The organism is Streptomyces sp. Tue6028, from assembly GCF_002300165.1.
GTDB classification, from domain to species: domain Bacteria; phylum Actinomycetota; class Actinomycetes; order Streptomycetales; family Streptomycetaceae; genus Streptomyces; species Streptomyces siamensis.
The window spans coordinates 249,134-269,051 of the sequence record NZ_MLCE01000031.1 but is presented as its reverse complement, the minus strand read 5'-3'; the positions used below and the strand labels follow the sequence as shown (position 1 = coordinate 269,051).

The following is a 19,918-nucleotide window of genomic DNA, read 5'->3' as shown; positions in this document are numbered from 1 at the left end:
CGTCAGACCCCCTCGGGCGCGGACTGGCGCGCGGCGGCGAGCCGGACGGCGTCCATGATCTTCTCGTAGCCCGTGCAGCGGCACAGGTTGCCCGACAGCGCCTCGCGGATGTCCGCGTCGCTCGGGTTCGGGTTGCGCTCCAGCATCTCGTCGGCGGCGACCAGCAGACCCGGGGTGCAGAATCCGCACTGGACGGCACCGGCGTCGATGAACGCCTCCTGGATGGGCGAGAGTTCGACGCCCTCACCGGTCTGCGAGTCGTGACCCTTGGCCGCCCACTGCTTCGCAGCGTCGAGCGACGTTCCGGCCTTCTCGGCGGATCCGCAGGCGCCGGTCGCGCAACCACCGTGCTCCGCACGCTGCTTGGCGAAGTCGGCGAGCCCCTCGACCGTGACGACCTCGCGGCCCTCGACCTGGCCGGCTGCGACCAGACACGAACACACCGGCACGCCGTCGAGGCGGACCGTGCAGGAACCGCACTCGCCCTGCTCACAGGCGTTCTTGGAGCCGGGCAGGCCCAGGCGCTCGCGCAGGACGTAGAGGAGGGACTCGCCCTCCCAGACGTCGTCGGCCTCCTGTGGACGGCCGTTGACCGTGAAATTGACGCGCATTACGCGACTCCCTCCGTGGCGGCGGCGGTGCCGCGGTACGACTCCCAGGTCCAGGTCAGGGTGCGGCGGGCCATGATGCCGACCGCGTGGCGGCGGTAGCTCGCCGTGCCCCGGACGTCGTCGATCGGGTTGCAGGCGGCGGAGCACAGGTCCGCGAACTGCTTGGCGACCGACGGGGTGATGATCTTTCCGTTGTCCCAGAAGCCGCCCTCTTCGAGCGCCGCGTTCAGGAAGTCCTCGGCGGTCTTCGCGCGGACCGGGGTGGGTGCCGCGGAGCCGATGCCGGTGCGGACCGTGCGGGTCCGCGGGTGCAGGGCGAGGCCGAAGGCGCACACCGCGATGACCATGGCGTTGCGGGTGCCGACCTTCGAGTACTGCTGGGGGCCGTCGGCCTTCTTGACGTGGACGGCGCGGATCAGTTCGTCGGCGGCGAGCGCGTTGCGCTTCACGCCGGTGTAGAACTCGTCGATCGGGATGAGGCGGGAGCCGCGTACCGACTCGACCTCGACCTCGGCGCCGGCGGCGAGGAGGGCGGGGTGGGCGTCGCCGGCCGGGGAGGCGGTGCCCAGGTTTCCGCCGACGCCGCCGCGGTTGCGGATCTGCGGGGAGGCCACCGTGTGGGAGGCCAGCGCCAGGCCGGGAAGCTCGCCGCGCAGGTTCTCCATGATCTGGGTGTACGGAACGGAGGCGCCCAGGCGCACGCTCTCCTCGCCGACCTCCCACTCGCTCAGCTCGCCGATGCGGTTGAGATCCAGGAGGTACTCGGGCCGGCGGTGGTCGAAGTTGATCTCGACCATCACATCGGTGCCACCCGCAATCGGCACAGCGGTGGGGTGCTCAGCCTTGGCGGCGAGCGCCTCCTCCCAGCTGGCGGGGCGAAGGAAGTCCATGAGTGGCTCTCTTCTTCGTATCGTGGGTCGTTCTGTTCAAGCCAGATCGTGTGCGGCGGGCCCGGCTCGTTCATGAGTTGTTTACGCGGAGTGGGGCCAGTACACAGCGCCGTCCCGCACCGGGGTCAGTCACCGAAACCATGAAGGAGTTGGCTGGCCAGGGAGCTCATCTTGTAGATTCGTATGAACGGAGGTCATCAGTAACCTCTTCGCTTTCCTCTGGAAACATCCGGCACGACCTGGGAATCGAGGAGCACCGCTCACGAAAGCCCAGGACACGGCCACACGGAGGCCACGGCCACCGCTCTGAGGACCCGCGCCCCGCTCCCGAGGGGGCGACCCACAGGGGTCCTCGCCACAGAACCATCGTAGATTTCGAGACACAGAACGGCGGCGACGAGAATGCGGCTGCGCGCACTGCTGGACACCGACGCGCTGGGCCTGCGGCTGCTCGGCGGCGAGGACGAGCTGGACCGCGCGGTGCGCGGCGTGATGACCACGGACCTCAAGGACCCCAGCCGGTACCTCTCGGGCGGCGAGCTGGTCCTCACCGGCCTCGCCTGGCGGCACGGCGCCGCCGACTCCGAGTCCTTCGTACGCATCCTCGCCGGCGCCGGGGTCGCCGCCCTCGCCGCCGGTGAGGCGGAACTGGGCGACGTGCCGGACGACCTGATCCTGGCCTGCGCCCGGCACCGGCTGCCGCTGTTCGCGGTGAACGAGTCGGTGGCCTTCGCGACGATCACCGAGCACGTCGTGCGCCAGGTCTCGGGCGAGCGGGCCGGGGACCTGGCGGCCGTGGTGGACCGGCACCGGCGGATGATGACGTCCGGCCCGACCGGCGGCGGCCCCGACGTGGTCCTCGACCTGCTCGGCAGCGACCTGGACCTGCGGGCCTGGGTCCTGTCGCCCACCGGGCGGCCCATCGCCGGATCGAAGGTCGCCGGGGCGGCCCTGCCGGCCGACGTGTGCGCCAGGCTGGCCGCCGAGCACCTGGCCGCGGCCCGCACCGGCCGCCGCGGCCCGCACCGGGTGACGGTCGGCACGGCCACGTACTCGCTCTTCCCGATCCGCGCGTCCGGGCGGTCCTCCGGTGCCTCGCGGGACGTGCGCGAGACCGTGCTCTCCGACTGGCTGCTCGCCGTCGAGGCGGACGCCGGGGACTGGCCCGAGGAGCGGCTCGACCTGCTCCAGGGCGTCACCCAGCTGATCGCGGTGGAGCGGGACCGGCGCGACGCGGCCCGCACGGTACGGCGGCGGCTCGCGCAGGAGGTGCTGGAGCTGGTGCAGACGGGGGCGGCGCCGGCCGAGATCGCGGCGCGGCTGCGGGTCGCGGCACCGGTCCTGCTGCCCGGGCTCGGCGCCGCCCCGCACTGGCAGGTGGTCGTGGCGCGCGTCGAGTGGGAGGGCGGCGAGATCGAGGGGGGCCCGGTCGCCCAGTCGCTGCTGGAGGAGATCCTCGTCGACCCGCTGTCCGCCGGCCCCGAGCACTCCGACCGGATAGCGGTCGCCCATACGGGCGATGAGGCCATCGCGCTCGTCCCGCTCCCGGCGGTGTCCGCGGAACACGACGGCTCCGAGGAGGGACTGCTCGCCGACTCGCTCCTGGAGGCGGTGCGGGACCCGCTGTCCGCCGGACTCGACGACGACGGGCGGCTCACCCTCGGCGTCAGCGCCGCCGTGCACTCGGCGGAGGGTCTGCGCGGGGCGCTGGAGGAGGCCCGGCACGCCCGCAGGGTCGCCGCAGCGCGCCCCGGCCGCGTCTGCGCGGCGGGACACCAGGAGCTGGCCTCGCACGTGCTCCTGCTGCCCTTCGTGCCGGACGACGTGCGCCGCGCCTTCACGGCCCGGCTCCTGGACCCGCTGCGGGACTACGACCGCCGGCACCGCGCGGAGCTGATCCCCACCCTGGAGGCGTTCCTGGACTGCGACGGTTCCTGGACGCGTTGCGCCACCCGTCTGCACCTGCACGTCAACACGCTGCGCTACCGCGTCGGACGGATCGAACAGTTGACGAGTCGTGATCTGTCACGCCTGGAGGACAAGTTGGACTTCTTCCTGGCACTGCGTATGAGCTGATGCGCGGCGTCCGCGAGCGGCGGCCGAACACCTATGACTTTGTGAAATCCTTCACCCACCCTCTTGGCCGCGCCCCGCGATCCGTGCTGAGATGCCACCACTCAACAGCTCAATGGTGTGCTCGGGGAGGGCAACGTGGCGCATACCGCCATGTCTGGTCACGGAACGACTGCAGGGGACGATCCACTCCAGACCGCGGTATGGCGGCTGCGCTCGCGAGCCTGCTGGGCCGACGCGGCCGCGCTGCTCCAGCCGCACACCGCGGAGGCGGCGCTCCAGCGGGCGTCGCTGCTCGTCGAACGGTGCCTGTACACCGAACAGGGCTGGGCCGACGCGGAGGACGCGCTGCGGACCGCGGAGGCGGTCGCGCAGAGCGACGACGAGCGCGGTGCGGCGGCCTGTGAGCGGGGGCAGCTCGCGTACGCGGCGACGCTGCTCGGCGTGCGCGACCGGGCGGACGAGGCGCGGGCCGCGCTCGGCCGGGCCGCCGCGCTGCTCGCGCCCGGGGCCCGGGGCCGGGCCCTGCTGGACTTCCGGCGCGGACTGCTCGCCGAGAACCTCGCGCGCTCCCCGCAGGCCGCCCGCGCCGCCTACCGGCGCGCGCACGCGGGCGCGGTGGCCCACGACGACCCGCTGCTGCTCTCCTTCACCTGGCGACATCTGGCCGGACTCGCCCTGCGGGACGGCGAGTTGGCCGAGGCACGGCACGGGTTCGCCGAATCGCTGCGGATCCGCGAGGAGTTGGGCTACCTCGTGGGCACGGCCCCCGCGCTGGCGTCACTGGCGGACGCCGAGACCGAACCGGAGGCGTCCCGCCTGCGGGCGGAGGCGGGCCGCCTGTTCCGTCTGCTCGGCGGCGTTCCGACCTGGCTGGCCCGCCAACTGGCCCCACCGGCGGCCACGGCCTGACCACCGGCGTCCTCGGCAGCGGGTTCGCCCGCTCCGGGCGGCCGGGACGAGAGACGGCCGGGTCCCGCCCGCCCGATCCGGGCGGGACCCGGCGCACAAGGTCGCCGGGTCCACGCGTCCGTGGGGCAGCCCGCTCCGGGTGACCGACCGGCGAACAGCCGGCCGAGGGCGCCCGCCGCCGAGCTCGCTCCGGGCACGGACCGGCGAGCAGGCCGCCGTACGCGCCCGCCCGTGCGTCAGCCGCTCTGGACGCGGGCCAGCAGGGTGCGGGCGAACTCCTGGACCGTGGTGCGGAGTTCGGGGTCGCGGGCCACGTAGACGACCACGCCCGCGATCACCAGGAGGGTGAGGAAGCCGCGCAGTCCCCCGCTCCGGCCGCCGCCGTACGGCACGGGGCGGTGCAGATGGGGCGACCCGGAGTGGCGCGCGTGGGCGCGGGCCGTGTCGTGCATCTCGCGGTGGCTGCGTACGTGGTTCTGGTGGATCTGCTGCGCCTGCTGCGCGGCCTGCTGGGCTTGTTGCTGGGCCATCCAGGACGGGTCGGGCATCGGAATCTCCCCCGGTGTCGGTCCGGCTCTCGCCGTGTACCGGGGGCCACGCCCGCGCCGCGCGGCGGGTTCCCGGCGTCACGGTGTGTTGCACGGCGGATACCGCTCCGTGACACGTGGGAGGGGAAGGGCGCCTGCCGGTGGGGTCAGGACGCCCCGGCGAAGTGCTCGCGCACCAGCGACTGCACGACCGGCAGGTCCTCGGCGATCAACGCGTCGAGGAGGGCTCCGTGTTCGGCCGCGTCGGCCACCAGGTCGGCCCGGCCCCGGGAGACGGGACCGCCGACGAGCGGCCACTGGGCGCGCCGGTGCAGGTCGTCCGCGATCTGCACCAGCTGGTTGTTCCCGGACAGCGCCAACACCGCGCGGTGGAAGGCCCGGTCGGACTCGGCGTAGGTGGCGCGGCAGCCGGAGGACGCGGCGCGCGCGGTGGCCTCGGCGAGGGGGCGCAGCTCCGCCCAGCGCCCGGCGGGCACGGTGCGCGCGAGGCGCAGCATCACCGGCACCTCGATCAGGGCGCGGACCTCGGCGAGCTCGCCCAGTTCCCGGGTGCCGCGTTCGACGACCCGGAAGCCCCGGTTGGGGACGACCTCGACCGCGCCCTCCAGGGCGAGCTGCTGCATCGCCTCCCGTACGGGGGTCGCGGACACCCCGAACCGTTCGCCGAGCACGGGTGCCGAGTACACCTCCCCCGGGGCGAGCTCGCCCGCGACGAGCGCGGTGCGCAGGGCGTCCAGGATCTGCCCGCGCACGGAGGAGCGCTGCACGACGGGGCGGACGCCCTCGACCCGGGGGCGCGGGAGGGGCGGCTCGCTGTGCGTGTGCTCGCCGCGGGCACGGGCCAGGCCCCCGGCCTCGGGTCCGGCCACACCCCGGGCGGCACCGGCGCCCGCGCCGGGCACGGCGCCGTCGGGGACCCCGCCCCGCGTCCGCTCCCTGCCCGTGCCCCGGTCCATGTCCGCGGCCCGCGGCTGTGCGGGCACCCGGACGGCCCCCGTACGGATGTCCGGGGCCCCCGCGCCTGCGGAGCCGTGCGCGCTGCGCGGACCGGACTGCTCCACGGGTCCTCCTCCGGGCTTGGTGGTACTTGGGGGTCATTGCGGCGGTTGTTACCCGTCCGTCAAGCACCATAGGCGTACATGGGCTCAGTTCAAACACCCGAAGTGACGGGTAAGGTAAGGCTTACCTGCTAACGATCGTGAAGCGGATGGTCCCGCATGCCCACTACCGCCCTGTCCGACGGAGCGGCCACGGACACCCCGGCCGCCCCCGGGCGACCGTCGCCCGTCGGGGACGCGTACGCCCGGCTGACCGAGGTCTTCCCCGGGCTGAGCGTCCGCGAGCTGAGCCCCGGTGAGGCGGCACCGTCGGGCGAGGGATGGGTCTGCGCAGCGGGGTTGGCGGCGGGCGGGGCCGACCTCGACGCCTTCCTCGCATGGGACGAGGAGCAGGTGATCCGGGACTACGGACAGCGGGCGCGCCCCGACGTCGTGGCCGGCTTCGGGCTGCACCGGTACGCCTGGCCGGCCTGCCTGCTGATCACCGTGCCGTGGTTCCTGCGGCGCCGTGTCCCCCGCTTCGCTGTGGAGGACGTCACATACGAGCGCACGCTCGGCAGCATGGCTGTCCGCGTCCCGACCTTCGCCTGCCTGCCCGGCGACCCCGCGGCCGGGCTGCCGGGCGCCCGGGTCGTCCCCGACGAGGAGGCGCTGCGCGCGGAGGTGCGGACCGCGGTGGCCGAGCACCTGGAGCCGGTCCTCGGCGGCTTCGGCCCCCGCATGCGGCGGCGCGGCCGGGCGCTGTGGGGCATGGCGACCGACGAGGTCGTCGAGGGGCTCTGGTACATCGCGCACCTGCTCGGCGAGGAACGGCGGGCGATGCGCGAGCTGGAGCTGCTGCTGCCGGGGGCGACCCAGCCGTACGCCGGCTCCGCCGCGTTCCGCGAGCTGACCGGTCCGAACGGCGAGTCCCTGCCCACCCGCGACAGGGTGACCTGCTGCTTCTTCTACACACTGCGCCCGGAGGACACCTGCACCACCTGCCCGCGCACCTGCGACGCGGACCGGGTGGCCAAGTTGGCGGCGGCCGCGGCCGGTTGAGCCGTCCCGGACGGGAGCGGCCCACGAGTGCCCTAAGATCAACTCCGGCGACCCCCCGCACGGTGAGGCTCCGCGGATCGCAGTCGATTCACAACTTCCTCACTTGCCGCAGGAACTTTCCGTCGAACCATCCGTACGGGTAATCTTATTCGCACTCAACTCCCGTCCCTCGCGCGGCAGTTCGAGCAGAATGCCGCCCTGCGCATCCCCTTGCACTCCCTTGGCGGCCTCTTGCCCCGAAACCCCCAGAGGGCTGACGGGATTGGGCCACTATGGCGGGCGTTACGCCCTATCCCAATGCAAGGGACCCCAGATGAGACTGACCGACATATCGCTGAACTGGCTGCTTCCGGGCGGCGTCTTGCTCCTGGGACTGCTGGCGGCGGTGGCGGTGCTCGCGCGCGGCAAACGGTCCGGGGAGAGCGCGAGCAGCGACGACTCATGGGAGCGCAGCGAGGAGCGTCGCAGGCGCAAGGAGGCCATCTACGGCACGGCCTCCTACGTGCTGTTGTTCTGCTGCGCCGCGGTCGCCGCGGCGCTGTCCTTCCACGGCCTGGTCGGCTTCGGCCAGCAGAACCTCGGCCTCTCCGACGGCTGGGAGTACCTCGTCCCGTTCGGCCTGGACGGCGCGGCCATGTTCTGCTCCGTGCTCGCGGTGCGCGAGGCCAGCCACGGTGACGCGGCGCTCGGCTCCCGGATACTCGTGTGGACGTTCGCGGGTGCCGCGGCCTGGTTCAACTGGGTGCACGCTCCCCGGGGCATCGACCACGCGGGCGCCCCGCAGTTCTTCGCGGGCATGTCCCTGTCGGCCGCGGTACTGTTCGACCGCGCGCTGAAGCAGACCCGGCGTGCCGCGCTGCGCGAGCAGGGCCTGGTCCCGCGTCCGCTGCCGCAGATCCGTATCGTCCGCTGGCTGCGCGCGCCCCGGGAGACGTACGGCGCCTGGTCGCTGATGCTCCTGGAGAACGTCCGCAGCCTGGACGAGGCCGTCGAGGAGGTCCGCGAGGACCGGCGTCAGAAGGAGCAGAACCGGCTGCGCCGCCGGGAGCAGGAGCGGGTCGAGCGCGCTCACCTCAAGGCGCTCAGCCGGGGTCACCGAGGGCTGGCCGGCCGCGGCGGCGGCCGGGAGCTGGAGACCGCGACGGTGGAGCGGGCGCCTGGCCAGGCCTCCGCGGAGCCTGCCATATCCACCGCGGAGCAGCTGCCCGTGCGCTCACGGCCGTCCCTCACTCCCGTCCGCAAGAGCACTGAGCCGATCACCGTCGACCTCACCGCGGAGGACGACACGATGGCCCTGCCGCGACTCGACTCGCTGGAGCGCAAGCTGAAGGACCTCGAGCAGCAGTTCGGCTGAGGTCCCCGGTCCGCACGAGCCGGACGGCCCGGCCGGATCCCGGCCGGGCCCGGACAACACCACGGCGGCGCGGTGTCTACGACACCGCGCCGCCGTCCAGTTCGAACCACACCGCCTTGCCCACGCCGTGCGCCCGTACCCCCCAGGCGTCGGCCAGGGACTGGACGAGGACCAGGCCTCTGCCGTGCGTACCGTCATCGGCGTCCGGTAACCGCAGCCTGGGCCTGCGTCCCACGAAGTCCCGGACCTCGACGCGGAGTCCGCGGGGACCGACGGTGGCCGTCAGGACCGCGTCGCGGTCGGTGTGGATGAGGGCGTTGGTGACGAGCTCGCTGGTCAGCAGCTCGGCTATCTCGGAGCATCCCGGCTTGCCCCAGTGCCGTAACCACTCTCGCAGAGCCCTGCGCACCTCGGGCACCGCCCGCAGGTCCGCCCTGCCCAGCCGGCGCCTGAGCTGCGCGCCGTCCTCCCCGTCGCTCGCCCCGTCGGCCGCTTCCTCCACTGCCTTGGCGGAGGAGGCCCCCATGGCCGTGGGACCACCTCCTCGTGCCTGCCTCTTCATGACCCCCGCCTGCGTGCCGATGTCGGTTCCCCTCCAGCTCGAACACGTTCACGGGGATCCATGCCCAGGCGGGAACGCGGCAGTCATGTCGAATCGTCAACCACCCGCCGGGGCGACGCGGGTGCGCGGTGTTCACGCGGGGAAGGGACACTCGGGACAGAGCCGTCCGAGCGCCGAGGAGCCGCCGTGCACGACGACCGTTCGCTGGTGGAGGCGCGCCTGGAGCGCGCGCTGCGGCAGTTCCTGCGCCCCGCGCAGTACACCGACCGGGTCCCGCTCGCCCTGTCCGTGTGGCACGTGCCCGGCGAACCGGTCCCCGTCGACCAGGCGCTCCAGGCCGCCTACGAGCCCTTCACCACCGGCACGCTCTGGGGAAAGCCCTGGTCGACGAGCTGGTTCCGCATCGAGGGCCGGGTGCCCGAGGAATGGAGGGGCCGGCACGTCGAGGTGGTCGTCGACCCCGGCTTCACCGGTGACGGCCCCGGCTTCCAGGCGGAGGGGCTCCTGTACGACGCCGCCGGCATCCCCCTGAAGGGGATCCACCCCCGCAACCGGCACCTGACGGTCGGTGCGCCCGCGCGGGGAGGCGAGGCCGTGCACCTGTTGCTGGAGGCGGCGGCCAACCCGGCGGTCCTGCACGGCTTCGAGCCTACGCACCTCGGGGACGTGCTGACCGCAGGCGATGGGCCCGTCTACCGATTCGCGGCTGCCGATCTCGCCGTACTCGACCCAGAGGTGTGGCGGCTCGTCCTCGACATCGAGGTGCTCTCGGAGCTGATGCACGAACTGGACGCGGGCCGGCCGCGGCGGCACGAGATCCTGCGGGCGCTGGAGGACATGCTGGACGTCCTGGACCTGCACGACGTACCCGGCACGGCCCCCGCGGCCCGCGCCGCGCTCACCGAGGTGCTGTCCCGGCCCGCGGCGGCGAGCGCGCACCGGATCTCGGCGACCGGGCACGCCCACATCGACTCGGCGTGGCTGTGGCCGCTGCGCGAGACCGTCCGCAAGGCGTCCCGCACCTTCGCCAACGTCACCGCACTGGCCGGTGACTATCCCGAGCTGGTGTTCGCGTGCTCGCAGGCCCAGCAGTACGCCTGGGTGAAGGAGCACCAGCCGCACATCTGGGAACGCATCAAGAAGGCCGTGGAGGAGGGGAACTGGGCCCCGGTCGGCTCCATGTGGGTGGAGTCGGACGCCAACATGCCCGGCGGCGAGGCACTGGCCCGGCAGATCGTGCACGGCAAGCGGTTCTTCCGGGAGGAGTTCGGCGTGGAGACCGAGGAGATCTGGCTGCCGGACTCCTTCGGCTACACGGCCGCCTTCCCGCAGCTGGCGAAACTCGCGGGCGTCCGCTGGTTCCTCACCCAGAAGCTGAGCTGGAACCAGTCCAACCGGATGCCCCATCACACGTTCTGGTGGGAGGGCATCGACGGGACCCGTGTGTTCACCCACTTCCCGCCCGTCGACACCTACAACTCGCAGTTCCACGGCCGTGAACTCGCCCACGCCGAACGCAACTTCGCGGAGAAGGGCCGGGCCACCCGGTCGCTCGTGCCGTTCGGGTGGGGCGACGGCGGCGGCGGGCCGACCCGCGAGATGCTGGAGAAGGCGCGGCGGCTGCGCTCCCTGGAGGGCTCGCCGCGCGTCGAGATCGAGAGGCCCTCGGCGTTCTTCGCGGCGGCCGAGGAGGAGTACGGGACCCACGCGCCCGTGTGGTCGGGCGAGCTGTACCTGGAACTCCACCGGGCCACCTACACCACGCAGGCGAAGACGAAGCAGGGCAACCGGCGCTCCGAACACGCGCTGCGCGAGGCCGAGCTGTGGTGCGCGGCCGCGGCGGTGCGCACACCGTCGTACGTGTATCCGTACGACGCGCTCGACCGGCTGTGGAAGACCGTGCTGCTGCACCAGTTCCACGACATCCTGCCCGGCTCGTCGATCGCCTGGGTGCACCGCGAGGCGCGGGAGACGTACGCGCGGGTGCTGGCCGAGGTGGACGAGCTGACCGCCCGGGCCGTGCGGGCACTGGGATCCGGCGCGCCCGCCGTGCTGAACGCCTCGCCCTACGAACGGACGGAAGTGGTCGGGGACGCACTGGTGACCGCGCCCGGACTGGGGAGCGCCACGGTGCCGGACACGGCGGACCCGGCGGGCGCCCGGGTCCGGGCCGAGCGGTCGGGCGACACGATCGTGCTGGAGAACGAGTGGCTGCGGGTGCGGATCGACCGCGACGGGCTGCTCACCTCCGTACGGGACCTCGCGCGCGGCCGGGAAGTCCTGTGCGGTCCCGGCAATCTGCTGCAGCTCCACCCCGACCACCCCAATGCCTGGGACGCCTGGGACATCGACCGGCACTACCGGCGGACCCGCACGGACCTGACCGACGCCGAGTCGGTGGAACTCGTGGAGAGCGGACCGCTGCGGGCCGTCGTGCGGGTCACCCGCGCCTTCGGCAGCTCCCGGATCGTCCAGGACATCCGGCTGACGGCGGCGGCCCGTCGGCTGGACGTGGTGACCGAGGTCGACTGGCGGGAGTCGGAGAAGGTCCTCAAGGCCGCCTTCCCGCTCGACGTGCACGCCGAACGCTCCGCCGCCGAGATCCAGTTCGGCCATGTCCACCGTCCCACCCACGCCAACACCGGCTGGGACGCGGCCCGGTTCGAGATCTGCGCCCACCGGTGGCTGCGGGTCGCCGAGGACGGGTACGGCGTGGCGGTCCTCAACGACTCGACGTACGGCCATGACGTGACCCGCTGCGCGCACGAGGACGGTCTCGGCACGACCGTACGGCTGACGCTGCTGCGTGCCCCGCACAGCCCGGACCCCGAGACCGATCTCGGCACCCACCGTTTCACGTACGCACTGCTGCCCGGTGCGGAGGTGGGTGACGCCGTCGCGGAGGGACTCGCGCTCAATCTGCCGCTGCGCCTGGCCGGGGCGCCGGCACTCGCTCCGCTGGTGAGCGTCGACAACCCGGCCGTCACCGTCGAGTCGGTCAAGCTCGCCGAGGACCGCAGCGGCGATGTGGTGGTGCGGCTGTACGAGTCCCGGGGCGGCCGGGCACGCTGCGAGCTGACCGCGGGCTTCCCCGTGGCCCGTACGGAGGTGACGGACCTGCTGGAACGGCCGCTCCACGAGACGGCGGGGCCCTTCACCCTGCGGCCGTTCCAGATCCTGACGCTGCGGCTGCGCCCGGCGTAGCCGCGCCGGCGCTCGCTCCGCGCCGTCGATGTCCTGCTCGCCGGTGGGTCCCCTCGGTCGTCGAGGGGACCCACCGGCTCGGGCAGCCGGGGCGGAGCCTACGGCCGCGGCACGTTGCGCAGGTTCGAGCGGGCCATCTGCACCATCCGTCCGACGCCTCCGTCGAGCACCATCTTCGACGCCGACAGCGCGAAGCCCGTCACCATCTCCGCGCTGATCTTCGGTGGGATGGAGAGGGCATTGGGGTCGGTGACGATGTCGACGAGAGCCGGACCCTTGTGGCTGAAGGCGTCCTTCAGGGCACCGGCGAGCTGCTTCGGCTTCTCGACGCGGACGCCGTACGCCCCGCAGGCGCGGGCCACCGCCGCGAAGTCGGGGTTCTTGTTCGAGGTGCCGTACGAGGGCAGCCCGGCGACCAGCATCTCCAGCTCGACCATGCTCAGCGAGGAGTTGTTGAACAGGACGACCTTCACCGGCAGGTCGTACTGGACGAGGGTGAGGAAGTCTCCCATCAGCATGGTGAATCCGCCGTCGCCGGACATCGACACGACCTGTCGCTTGCGGTCGGTGAACTGCGCGCCGATCGCCATCGGCAGCGCGTTGGCCATCGAGCCGTGCGAGAACGAACCGATGACCCGGCGGCTGCCGTTGGGCGAGATGTAGCGGGCGGCCCAGACGTTGCACATGCCGGTGTCGACGGTGAACACCGCGTCCTCGTCGGCGAGTTCGTCGAGGACCGAGGCGACGTACTCGGGGTGGATCGGCACATGCTTCTCGACCTTGCGGGTGTACGCCTTGACGACTCCTTCGAGGGCGTCCGCGTGCTTCTTCAGCATCTTGTCCAGGAAGCGCCGGTTCCCCTTGGGTTTCACGCGCGGGATCAGACAGCGCAGGGTCTCCTTCACGTCGCCCCAGACCGCGAGGTCCAGCTTGGAGCGACGGCCCAGGTGCTCGGGCCGCACGTCGACCTGGGCGATCCTGACGTCGTCGGGCAGGAAGGCGTTGTACGGGAAGTCGGTGCCGAGCAGGATCAGCAGATCGCACTCGTGGGTGGCCTCGTAGGCGGCGCCGTAGCCGAGCAGCCCGCTCATGCCGACGTCGTACGGGTTGTCGTACTGGATCCATTCCTTGCCGCGCAGCGCGTGCCCGACCGGGGACTTGATCTTCCCGGCGAACTCCATGACCTCGGCGTGCGCGCCGGCCGTGCCGCTGCCGCAGAACAGGGTGACCTTCTCCGCCTCGTCGATCATCGCGACGAGCTTGTCGATCTCCGTGTCGCCGGGGCGGACGCTGGGCCGCGAGGTGACGAGCGCGGTCTCGACGGGCTTGTCCGGGGCCGGTTCGTCGGCGATGTCACCGGGCAGCGTGACGACGCTGACGCCGGACTGGCCGACGGCGTGCTGGATGGCGGTCTGCAGGACCCGGGGCATCTGCTTCGGGCTGGAGATCAGTTCGCTGTAGTGGCTGCACTCCTGGAAGAGCCGGTCGGGGTGGGTCTCCTGGAAGTAGCCGAGACCGATCTCGCTGGAGGGGATGTGCGAGGCGAGGGCCAGGACGGGGGCCATGGAGCGGTGGGCGTCGTACAGGCCGTTGATGAGGTGCAGGTTGCCGGGGCCGCAGGAGCCGGCGCAGGCCGTGAGCTTCCCGGTGATCTGGGCCTCGGCGCCCGCGGCGAACGCCGCCGTCTCCTCGTGCCGGACGTGGATCCAGTCGATGGCGGAGTTGCGCCTGATCGCGTCGACGACCGGGTTCAGGCTGTCGCCGACCACCCCGTACAGGCGCTCGACGCCCGCGCGGACGAGGATGTCGACGAACTGTTCGGCGACGTTCTGCTTGGCCATGCCTCACGCACCCCTTTGTGCTCCTCGGATCCCTTGGGTCCATGAATTCACACGGCGCACGGTTACGCCTCCCAAACGGCCGCGGCCGTACGGTCATCGGCGTAGCCCTTGACCCGTACCAGTGTGTCGGCGAGGAACGCGGCGAGACCGGGCGGCTGTGCTGCCGACCACCGCGTCGTCAGGTGCTCGGCTAGTCCGGGTTCGCCGCGCAGCGGGTCCGCGAGGCCCGCGCTGCACAGCAGCAGGGTGTCACCCGGGCGGGCGACCGAGGCGCGGAAGCGGAACGGGTCGCGCGGCGGCTCGGGGGCCGGTTCGTAGGGGCTCGGGGGTGTGGTGATGCCCAGGTCCATGGTGAGCCGGTCCCCCTCGGGCGTCTCGTGGGGCAGCGATCCGAAGCCGACGACGGGCTCGCCGGTGGCCTCGGCGACGCGCGGCTCGATGTCCTGCCACTCGCCGTCCCGCAACCGGAACAGTCCGCCGGCGCCGACGCCGAAGAACACCCGGGTGCGGCACTGCGGATCGGCGGGCAGCAGCAGGCAGCGCAGACCGGCGGTGTACTCCTCCGGTTCGATGCCCTGCTCGGCCGCGCTCGCCCGGAGCCTGCCGAGGCTGCGGTCGGTGAGCCGGTGCAGTCCGGACTTCAGGTCGCCGCGCCGGGCGGCCCGGATGTCCTCGGCCAGCCGGGCGTGGCTGCGGCCCACGGCCTGTCCGATCCACCGGCACACCTCGGCGGCCGCCCGATGGGCGCCGGGCGTGGCGCGTGCCCCGGTCGCCATCGCCACCAGGACCAGTGCCTGCTCCCCCGTCCCGAAGCGGGCGGTGAGGAGCGAGTCCCTGCGCGGCTCACCGCGGTAGCGGGCGGAGTCGCCGCGCGCGGACACGGCCCGCAGGGTGCTGGTCCCGTAGCGGGCGCCGTCCAGGACCGTGTCGGCGACGAGGTCGCCGAGGTCGTCCGGATCGGCGGGCGGGAGCGCGGTGGGTTCGGCGGCATAGGTGGGCGGGCCGGAGCCGACGTGCCCGACGGAGGGCGGCGCGGGGGGTGGGTCGAGGACGGTCTCCCGGGCGGAAGCCTCCTCCGGTGCGGCGGACGGCGCCGCGGCGGGGAGCGGGGCGTCCTCCGGGACCACAGGGGGTACGGGCGGCGGAGCCGGGGGCAGGGGCGGTGGGTCGGCGGGCGTTCTCGACGCGGGTACCTGCGCGAGCGGCGCGGGGCCGGGCCCGAGGTCGCCCGCCTCCGGCCGGGCGTCGCTCGGGGGCTCCTGCGGGCGGAATCCCGGTGGTGTGGGCCCGGGCGGGAAGGCGGCGGGTGCGGGCGGTCCGGGGGGCGGGGGCTCCCAGGGGGCGGGCTCCCGGGTGAGGCCGCTGCGCCGGAGCGGGGTCTCGGCCTCGGGAGGTGCCGCGGGCGGGTCGTGGCGCTCCCACCGGCCGGGGTGGGAACGGCCGTCACCGCGCTGCCCGGGCACCGCGGGGGGCCGCTCCGGCGGGGACGGGACATCGGCCGCGGGCGTGTCCGGTCCCGGGCCGGACCGCAGCTCGACCGTCCCGGCGGCCGAGGCGAACCGGTCGTCCAGGGAATCGGCCGCGGTGGCGGGTCCCGTGTCCTCGGTGGAGTCGTCGTACAACTGCCTCCACCAGTCGTCCTCATGACCGGTGGGCTTCTCCCCCTGCTGGCTCATGCCCCTAATTGTCCACCGCGGGGGCCGGATGAAAACGGGGCATCCGGAAAAACCGGCCAAGGGACTGGCTGTCGAACGGCATGTCGGACGACGCCTCGAACGGTGTTGCGACCGGGGCGCGGTCGTGCGCACAGCAGGCCGCCGGACGGCCCCACCCCCCACGGGAGGACCGTCCGGCGGCGTTCCGGTGGGCCCAGGGCCTAGCGCACGTCGTAGGCCCGGGTCACGGTCTGGACGACCGAGTTGCCGTTGCTGTCGGTCAGTTCGGTCCTGAGGGTGACCTGCTCACCCTGGGCTCCGCCGTGATCGACGGTCGCGGTCCACTTGCCGCCGTCGCGGGTGGTCGTGGCCTGCTTCCAGGTCTCTCCGCCGTCGTACGAGTACGACAGCTTCACCGAGGTGAGCGTGCCCGGCCGGTAGCCCGCGTGACCTGTCGCGGTGAGCGTGATCCGCTGACCGTCCTCGGCCGGCAGGGTCTTCAGGCCGTCCTCCGGCAGGCCGTAGCGCGGGAAGAGCAGCGGGATGCCCTGCGAGTAGGCGTTCTCGTCGAGGTGCGAGCGGAACGACCAGGTGGTGACGGTCTGCGGGGAGCGGTGCCAGACGCGCGAGCCGATCTTCATCGTGTGCAGGGTGAGGGCGTACGCGGAGTCGTCGGCCGGGACCTCGAACACCCCGTAGGGGACGGAGCTTTCGCCGATCGTCTCGCCGTCGCGCTGCAACTGCATGGAGCCGATGTCACCGAACCCGCCCTGGATTCCCTGGTGCTGGGCGTCACCCCAGAATCCGGGAGCCATGCCGATCAGGTTGCCCTGCCGTTCGGCGGCGAGCGCCTGCTCCCCGGAGGAGTCGAGGGGGGCCACCGGCGAGAGGACTCCGCCGTACCACTCCTCGGTCCGCCGTTCGCCCTTCGTGTAGCTGCGCACCGGGTCGATCATGAACTCGCCCCAGGGGAAGCTGCTGGACACCTGGTGTCCCCAGCCGGTGGTGCCGGCCGAGTAGTACTCGGTGCGGCTGAACGGCGCGGGCACGGTCTCCAGGTCGCCGAAGAAGCCGCCGAGTCCGTTCGGGCGCGTGACGGAGGGCAGGTCGACGTAGTCGGCGACGGTGCCCACCGCGCGGTAGGTGGCGCTGGTGGCGGCCAGTTCACGGTCGTGGACCCGGTAGGTGCGGGCGTCGCGGATCTGACCCGTCTCCGGGAAGGCCAGGTTGTAGACGTACGGGCTCTTCGCGGTGGCCTTCCAGCGCAGGGTCACGTCACCGGCGGCGAGCAGCGCCTCGGCCTCCTCGGCGGGTACGGCGAGGACCGGCAGCGGACCGCCGGTGAAGCCGGTGGCGGGGTACCAGCGGCCGGGCGCCTCACGGTAGGCGAGGACCGCCAGCGCGCCCGCCGCCTTCGCCGCCGACGCGACGGCCGTGGCGCTCCCGCCGTCCGGCAGTTCGACGAGGGCGATCTTCCCCTTGGCGCCGGCGAGGTCCTGTGCCGTACCGGACTTGGCGTCCACGAGGGGGGCCTGTCCGGTGCCGTCGAGGTTGGCGGAGTTGGTGGAACCGGTCACGGGGTGCAGCGTCGGGCCGCCCACGACGGCGAGTTCGGAGATCTGCGGGGCCGCGGCGCGCCAGAAGCTGTCGAACTCGAAGGTGCCGTCGCTCGCCCGCCCCTCGACGGAGGCGTAGTAGCCGCGCACCGAGCGTCCGCCCGCGGCCGTCCCGGCGTGCAGCCAGGTGTCGTCCCAGGAACGGGCGAACCCGAGGGTGGCGCCGCGGAGTTCGGACTCCTTGTCGGTGCTGATGCTCAGCCGGTGGGCGGTGCGGGCGTCGAGGACGACGGTGGTGTCCTTGCGTATCTCCAGCTGCGGGCGGGCCAGGTAGGACAGGGAGTCGATCAGGGTTCCCGCGGTCGCCGGGGTGGCGATGAAGCTGGAGAGGAAGTAGCTGCCGGGGCGTACGCGGTACGTCTGGTCGTTCGCGCCCTCGTTGAAGCGCCGCTCGCCGCTCGCGTCGTCGGTGCCGATGAGGTCGACGGACGAGCCGGACGTGGCGGCACGGCCGAGCCGGTCGACCAGCTTGACCCGCAGCGTGACGGTCTCCGGTTCGACGTAGAGGGAGAAGGGGGTCGAGACCGAGACGCCGTCGGCGGTGGCGAGGACACGGCCGGTGACATCGCCGTACTGGGCGCGGCTCAGAGGCGCGTTCGGGTCGAGTTCGAGCGGTACCTCGACGGTGGCGCCGGCGGGGACGGTCACCGAGCGGCTGCCGAGCCGGGCGACCGACGAGCGCACGGGGGAACCGTCGTTGCCGGTGACCCGGCCGACGGACAGCTTCAACTCGACTGGTTCGTGGCCGGTGTTGGTGTAGGGAACCGTGACGGTCCTGCGGTCGCCGGCGTCCTGCGGCCAGGCGAAGCTGCCGCCCTGCACGGCGGGCGCGCCCAGCACCATCTGGTCGATCGCGGCCTTGACGTCGAGCCGTCCGCCGCCGGTCTCGCGGACGTCGCCGGGGATGCCGGTGTCCGCGGAGGAGACGAGGGCGGCCTTGATCTGCTGCGCGTCCCAGTCGGGGTGGCGTTGCTTGACGATCGCGGCGGCGCCCGCCACGTGCGGGGTGGCCATCGACGTGCCGCTCATGGACCGGTAGGCGTAGACGCCGCGGCCGCCCGCGTTGGCGGCCGAGATGCCCACACCGGGCGCGGTGATCTCCGGCTTCAGCGTGTGCGAGCCGTAGGCCGGGCCGCGGCTGGAGAAGGACGCCGTGGAGTCGTCGCGGTCGACGGCGCCGACGGTGAGGACGCCGGGCGCGCAGCCGGGCGAGGAGACCGAGTTGAGGGAGGGGCCGGTGTTGCCGGCCGCGATGACGAAGAGCGTGTCGCGGCTGGACTCGGCGAGTTGCTGCGTGGCCGCGCTCATCGGGTCGGTGCAGTCGGTGCGGGCCGGGTTGCCGAGGCTCATCGAGACGACGTCGGCGCCCTGGTCGACGGCCCACTGCATGCCGGCGATGATCCACGACTCCGCGCCCGAGCCGGAGTCGTTGAGGACCTTGCCGTTCAGCAGGTCGGCGCCGGGGGCGACACCCTTCTTCCTGCCGTCGCTCGCCGCGCCCGTGCCGCCGACGGTGGACGTGGTGTGCGTGCCGTGCCCCTGGCGGTCGCTCGTGTCCGGCGAGTCCGTGAAGTTCTCCCAGGCGGTGATCCGGCCCTTGAGGTCGGGGTGTTCGGCATCGACACCGGTGTCCAGGACGGCGACCTTGGTGCCCTTGCCGTCGTAGCCCGCAGCCCACGCCTCGGGGGCGTGCACCTGCCGGGTCGAGCGGTCCAGGGTGGCCCGGACCTTCTCGTCGAGCCACAGCTTCTTCAGCCCGTCCGCGGCGCGGGAGCGGGAGTTCGTGATGTCGGCCCAGAAGTCCGCGGCCTTCTTCTTGTCGGCCTTGAGCGCGACGCCGTCGATCGGTTCGAGGGCGACACCGCGTTCGGCGCCGCGCGGCGTGGCCGGGACCGCGCGGGCGGCCGACGCCCGGTACGTGGCGATCAGCGGCAGGGTCGCGCTGTGGGCGTCGTCGTAGCCCTGCCGGACCAGGCCGGTGACGTTGAAGAGTTCCTCGTCCACGCGGTCGGCGGCGACGGCGGCGACGGCTCCCGCGGGATAGACGTACAGGTCCTCGCCGGACCGGCGGGTCTGTGTGAAGGGAGTGCTGCCGTCGTCGCCGGGAAGGGCGGTCGCCCCGTCCTTCGTCACCAGGACGCGGTCGCCGGTGACGAGCGTGACGACGGAACCCGAGGCGGCGGCCCCGCTTCCGGTCAGCGGCTTCTTCGTGTCGTGTGCGGCCCCTGCGGGCACGGCTGCCGTGACGGCGAGGACGGCGGCGGTCGCCGCGCCCAGTGCCGTACGGACGGTCGTCTTCCCCAAAATCCCACTCCCCAAGATCGCTCCACCCGTGTCCGCCGGCGCCCGGACGAGCCGGTGAGACCGTGTCCGCGCAGGCCAAGAAGGCCCAAGGAGGGCATTACGGGCGGTGGTTGATGCTGCGGTGGCGTGAGCTTGGCAGAGAGGCGGGTGGTGCGGCGATGATGTGCCCAGGCGGGTTTGCGCCGTGGCTGTTTCCCGCCATGGACGCCACCGACCGGCCGGAACGCATCCTCGGGGAGGGACTTCGCC

Annotated in this window: 13 protein-coding genes; 5 read left to right on the top strand and 8 right to left on the bottom strand. The window is 72.9% G+C overall.

The genetic code is table 11. The annotated features are described in order from the left end of the window. Positions 1-2: 2 nt before the first annotated feature. Together BKI49_RS29765 and BKI49_RS29760 are read right to left on the bottom strand one after the other, a co-directional pair. Positions 3-611: a (2Fe-2S)-binding protein gene (locus BKI49_RS29765; protein ID WP_095937351.1), complete on the bottom strand. Its 609-nt coding sequence runs from the start codon at positions 609-611 to the stop codon at positions 3-5. Then, on the bottom strand, positions 611-1,501 hold the full coding sequence (locus tag BKI49_RS29760) for an FAD binding domain-containing protein (RefSeq protein WP_095937350.1): 891 nt from the start codon (positions 1,499-1,501) through the stop codon (positions 611-613). Before BKI49_RS29760 ends, BKI49_RS29765 begins: the two co-directional genes overlap by 1 nt. A gap of 402 nt (positions 1,502-1,903) precedes the next feature. On the opposite strand from BKI49_RS29760, the gene BKI49_RS29755 reads away from it, so the two are divergent. Then, positions 1,904-3,577, top strand: coding sequence for a PucR family transcriptional regulator (locus tag BKI49_RS29755; RefSeq protein WP_095937349.1), 1,674 nt, complete (start codon positions 1,904-1,906; stop codon positions 3,575-3,577). A gap of 135 nt (positions 3,578-3,712) precedes the next feature. Next, positions 3,713-4,486, top strand: coding sequence for a hypothetical protein (locus tag BKI49_RS29750; protein WP_095937444.1), 774 nt, complete (start codon positions 3,713-3,715; stop codon positions 4,484-4,486). 236 nt (positions 4,487-4,722) lie between these two features. On the opposite strand, the gene BKI49_RS29745 is transcribed toward BKI49_RS29750, so the two are convergent. Further along, positions 4,723-5,034: a hypothetical protein gene (locus BKI49_RS29745; RefSeq protein ID WP_095937348.1), complete on the bottom strand. Its 312-nt coding sequence runs from the start codon at positions 5,032-5,034 to the stop codon at positions 4,723-4,725. Positions 5,035-5,180: 146 nt separating this feature from the next. Continuing rightward, the gene (locus tag BKI49_RS29740; RefSeq protein WP_179332621.1) at positions 5,181-6,095 is read right to left on the bottom strand and encodes a GntR family transcriptional regulator; all 915 of its coding nucleotides are present in this window, start codon (positions 6,093-6,095) and stop codon (positions 5,181-5,183) included. A gap of 156 nt (positions 6,096-6,251) precedes the next feature. Here BKI49_RS29740 and BKI49_RS29735 point away from each other — a divergent pair, with 156 nt between their 5' ends. After that, a complete protein-coding gene (locus BKI49_RS29735) occupies positions 6,252-7,133 on the top strand; it encodes a (2Fe-2S)-binding protein (protein ID WP_095937347.1) in 882 nt (293 codons plus the stop codon). Between the two features lie 313 nt (positions 7,134-7,446). Then, positions 7,447-8,487, top strand: a complete 1,041-nt coding sequence (locus tag BKI49_RS29730) for a DUF2637 domain-containing protein (RefSeq protein ID WP_095937346.1) — start codon at positions 7,447-7,449, stop codon at positions 8,485-8,487. A gap of 76 nt (positions 8,488-8,563) precedes the next feature. Here the strand turns inward: BKI49_RS29730 and BKI49_RS29725 are convergent, their stop codons facing one another. Further along, complete coding sequence (locus BKI49_RS29725) at positions 8,564-9,013, bottom strand: ATP-binding protein (RefSeq protein WP_257005007.1); 450 nt, start codon at positions 9,011-9,013, stop codon at positions 8,564-8,566. Positions 9,014-9,235: 222 nt separating this feature from the next. On the opposite strand from BKI49_RS29725, the gene BKI49_RS29720 reads away from it, so the two are divergent. Beyond that, positions 9,236-12,253, top strand: a complete 3,018-nt coding sequence (locus tag BKI49_RS29720) for an alpha-mannosidase (RefSeq protein WP_095937345.1) — start codon at positions 9,236-9,238, stop codon at positions 12,251-12,253. Positions 12,254-12,351: 98 nt separating this feature from the next. On the opposite strand, the gene BKI49_RS29715 is transcribed toward BKI49_RS29720, so the two are convergent. The 3 genes from BKI49_RS29715 to BKI49_RS29705 form a co-directional block, all read right to left on the bottom strand. After that, the gene (locus BKI49_RS29715; RefSeq protein ID WP_095937344.1) at positions 12,352-14,094 is read right to left on the bottom strand and encodes a pyruvate dehydrogenase; all 1,743 of its coding nucleotides are present in this window, start codon (positions 14,092-14,094) and stop codon (positions 12,352-12,354) included. Positions 14,095-14,156: 62 nt separating this feature from the next. Continuing rightward, complete coding sequence (locus BKI49_RS29710; RefSeq protein WP_095937343.1) at positions 14,157-15,770, bottom strand: protein phosphatase 2C domain-containing protein; 1,614 nt, start codon at positions 15,768-15,770, stop codon at positions 14,157-14,159. Between the two features lie 200 nt (positions 15,771-15,970). After that, positions 15,971-19,669, bottom strand: coding sequence for a S8 family peptidase (locus BKI49_RS29705; RefSeq protein WP_095937342.1), 3,699 nt, complete (start codon positions 19,667-19,669; stop codon positions 15,971-15,973). Between the last annotated feature and the right edge of the window lie 249 nt (positions 19,670-19,918).

What these genes read in the sequence shown, in the direction of transcription:
- BKI49_RS29745 (WP_095937348.1), bottom strand. Translation starts at nt 5,034, where the DNA reads ATGCCCGACCCGTCCTGGATGGCCCAGCAACAAGCCCAGCAGGCCGCG.
- BKI49_RS29765 (WP_095937351.1), bottom strand. Translation starts at nt 611, where the DNA reads ATGCGCGTCAATTTCACGGTCAACGGCCGTCCACAGGAGGCCGACGAC.
- BKI49_RS29710 (WP_095937343.1), bottom strand. Translation starts at nt 15,770, where the DNA reads ATGAGCCAGCAGGGGGAGAAGCCCACCGGTCATGAGGACGACTGGTGG.
- BKI49_RS29715 (WP_095937344.1), bottom strand. Translation starts at nt 14,094, where the DNA reads ATGGCCAAGCAGAACGTCGCCGAACAGTTCGTCGACATCCTCGTCCGC.
- BKI49_RS29725 (WP_257005007.1), bottom strand. Translation starts at nt 9,013, where the DNA reads ATGGGGGCCTCCTCCGCCAAGGCAGTGGAGGAAGCGGCCGACGGGGCG.
- BKI49_RS29735 (WP_095937347.1), top strand. Translation starts at nt 6,252, where the DNA reads ATGCCCACTACCGCCCTGTCCGACGGAGCGGCCACGGACACCCCGGCC.
- BKI49_RS29760 (WP_095937350.1), bottom strand. Translation starts at nt 1,501, where the DNA reads ATGGACTTCCTTCGCCCCGCCAGCTGGGAGGAGGCGCTCGCCGCCAAG.
- BKI49_RS29755 (WP_095937349.1), top strand. Translation starts at nt 1,904, where the DNA reads ATGCGGCTGCGCGCACTGCTGGACACCGACGCGCTGGGCCTGCGGCTG.
- BKI49_RS29730 (WP_095937346.1), top strand. Translation starts at nt 7,447, where the DNA reads ATGAGACTGACCGACATATCGCTGAACTGGCTGCTTCCGGGCGGCGTC.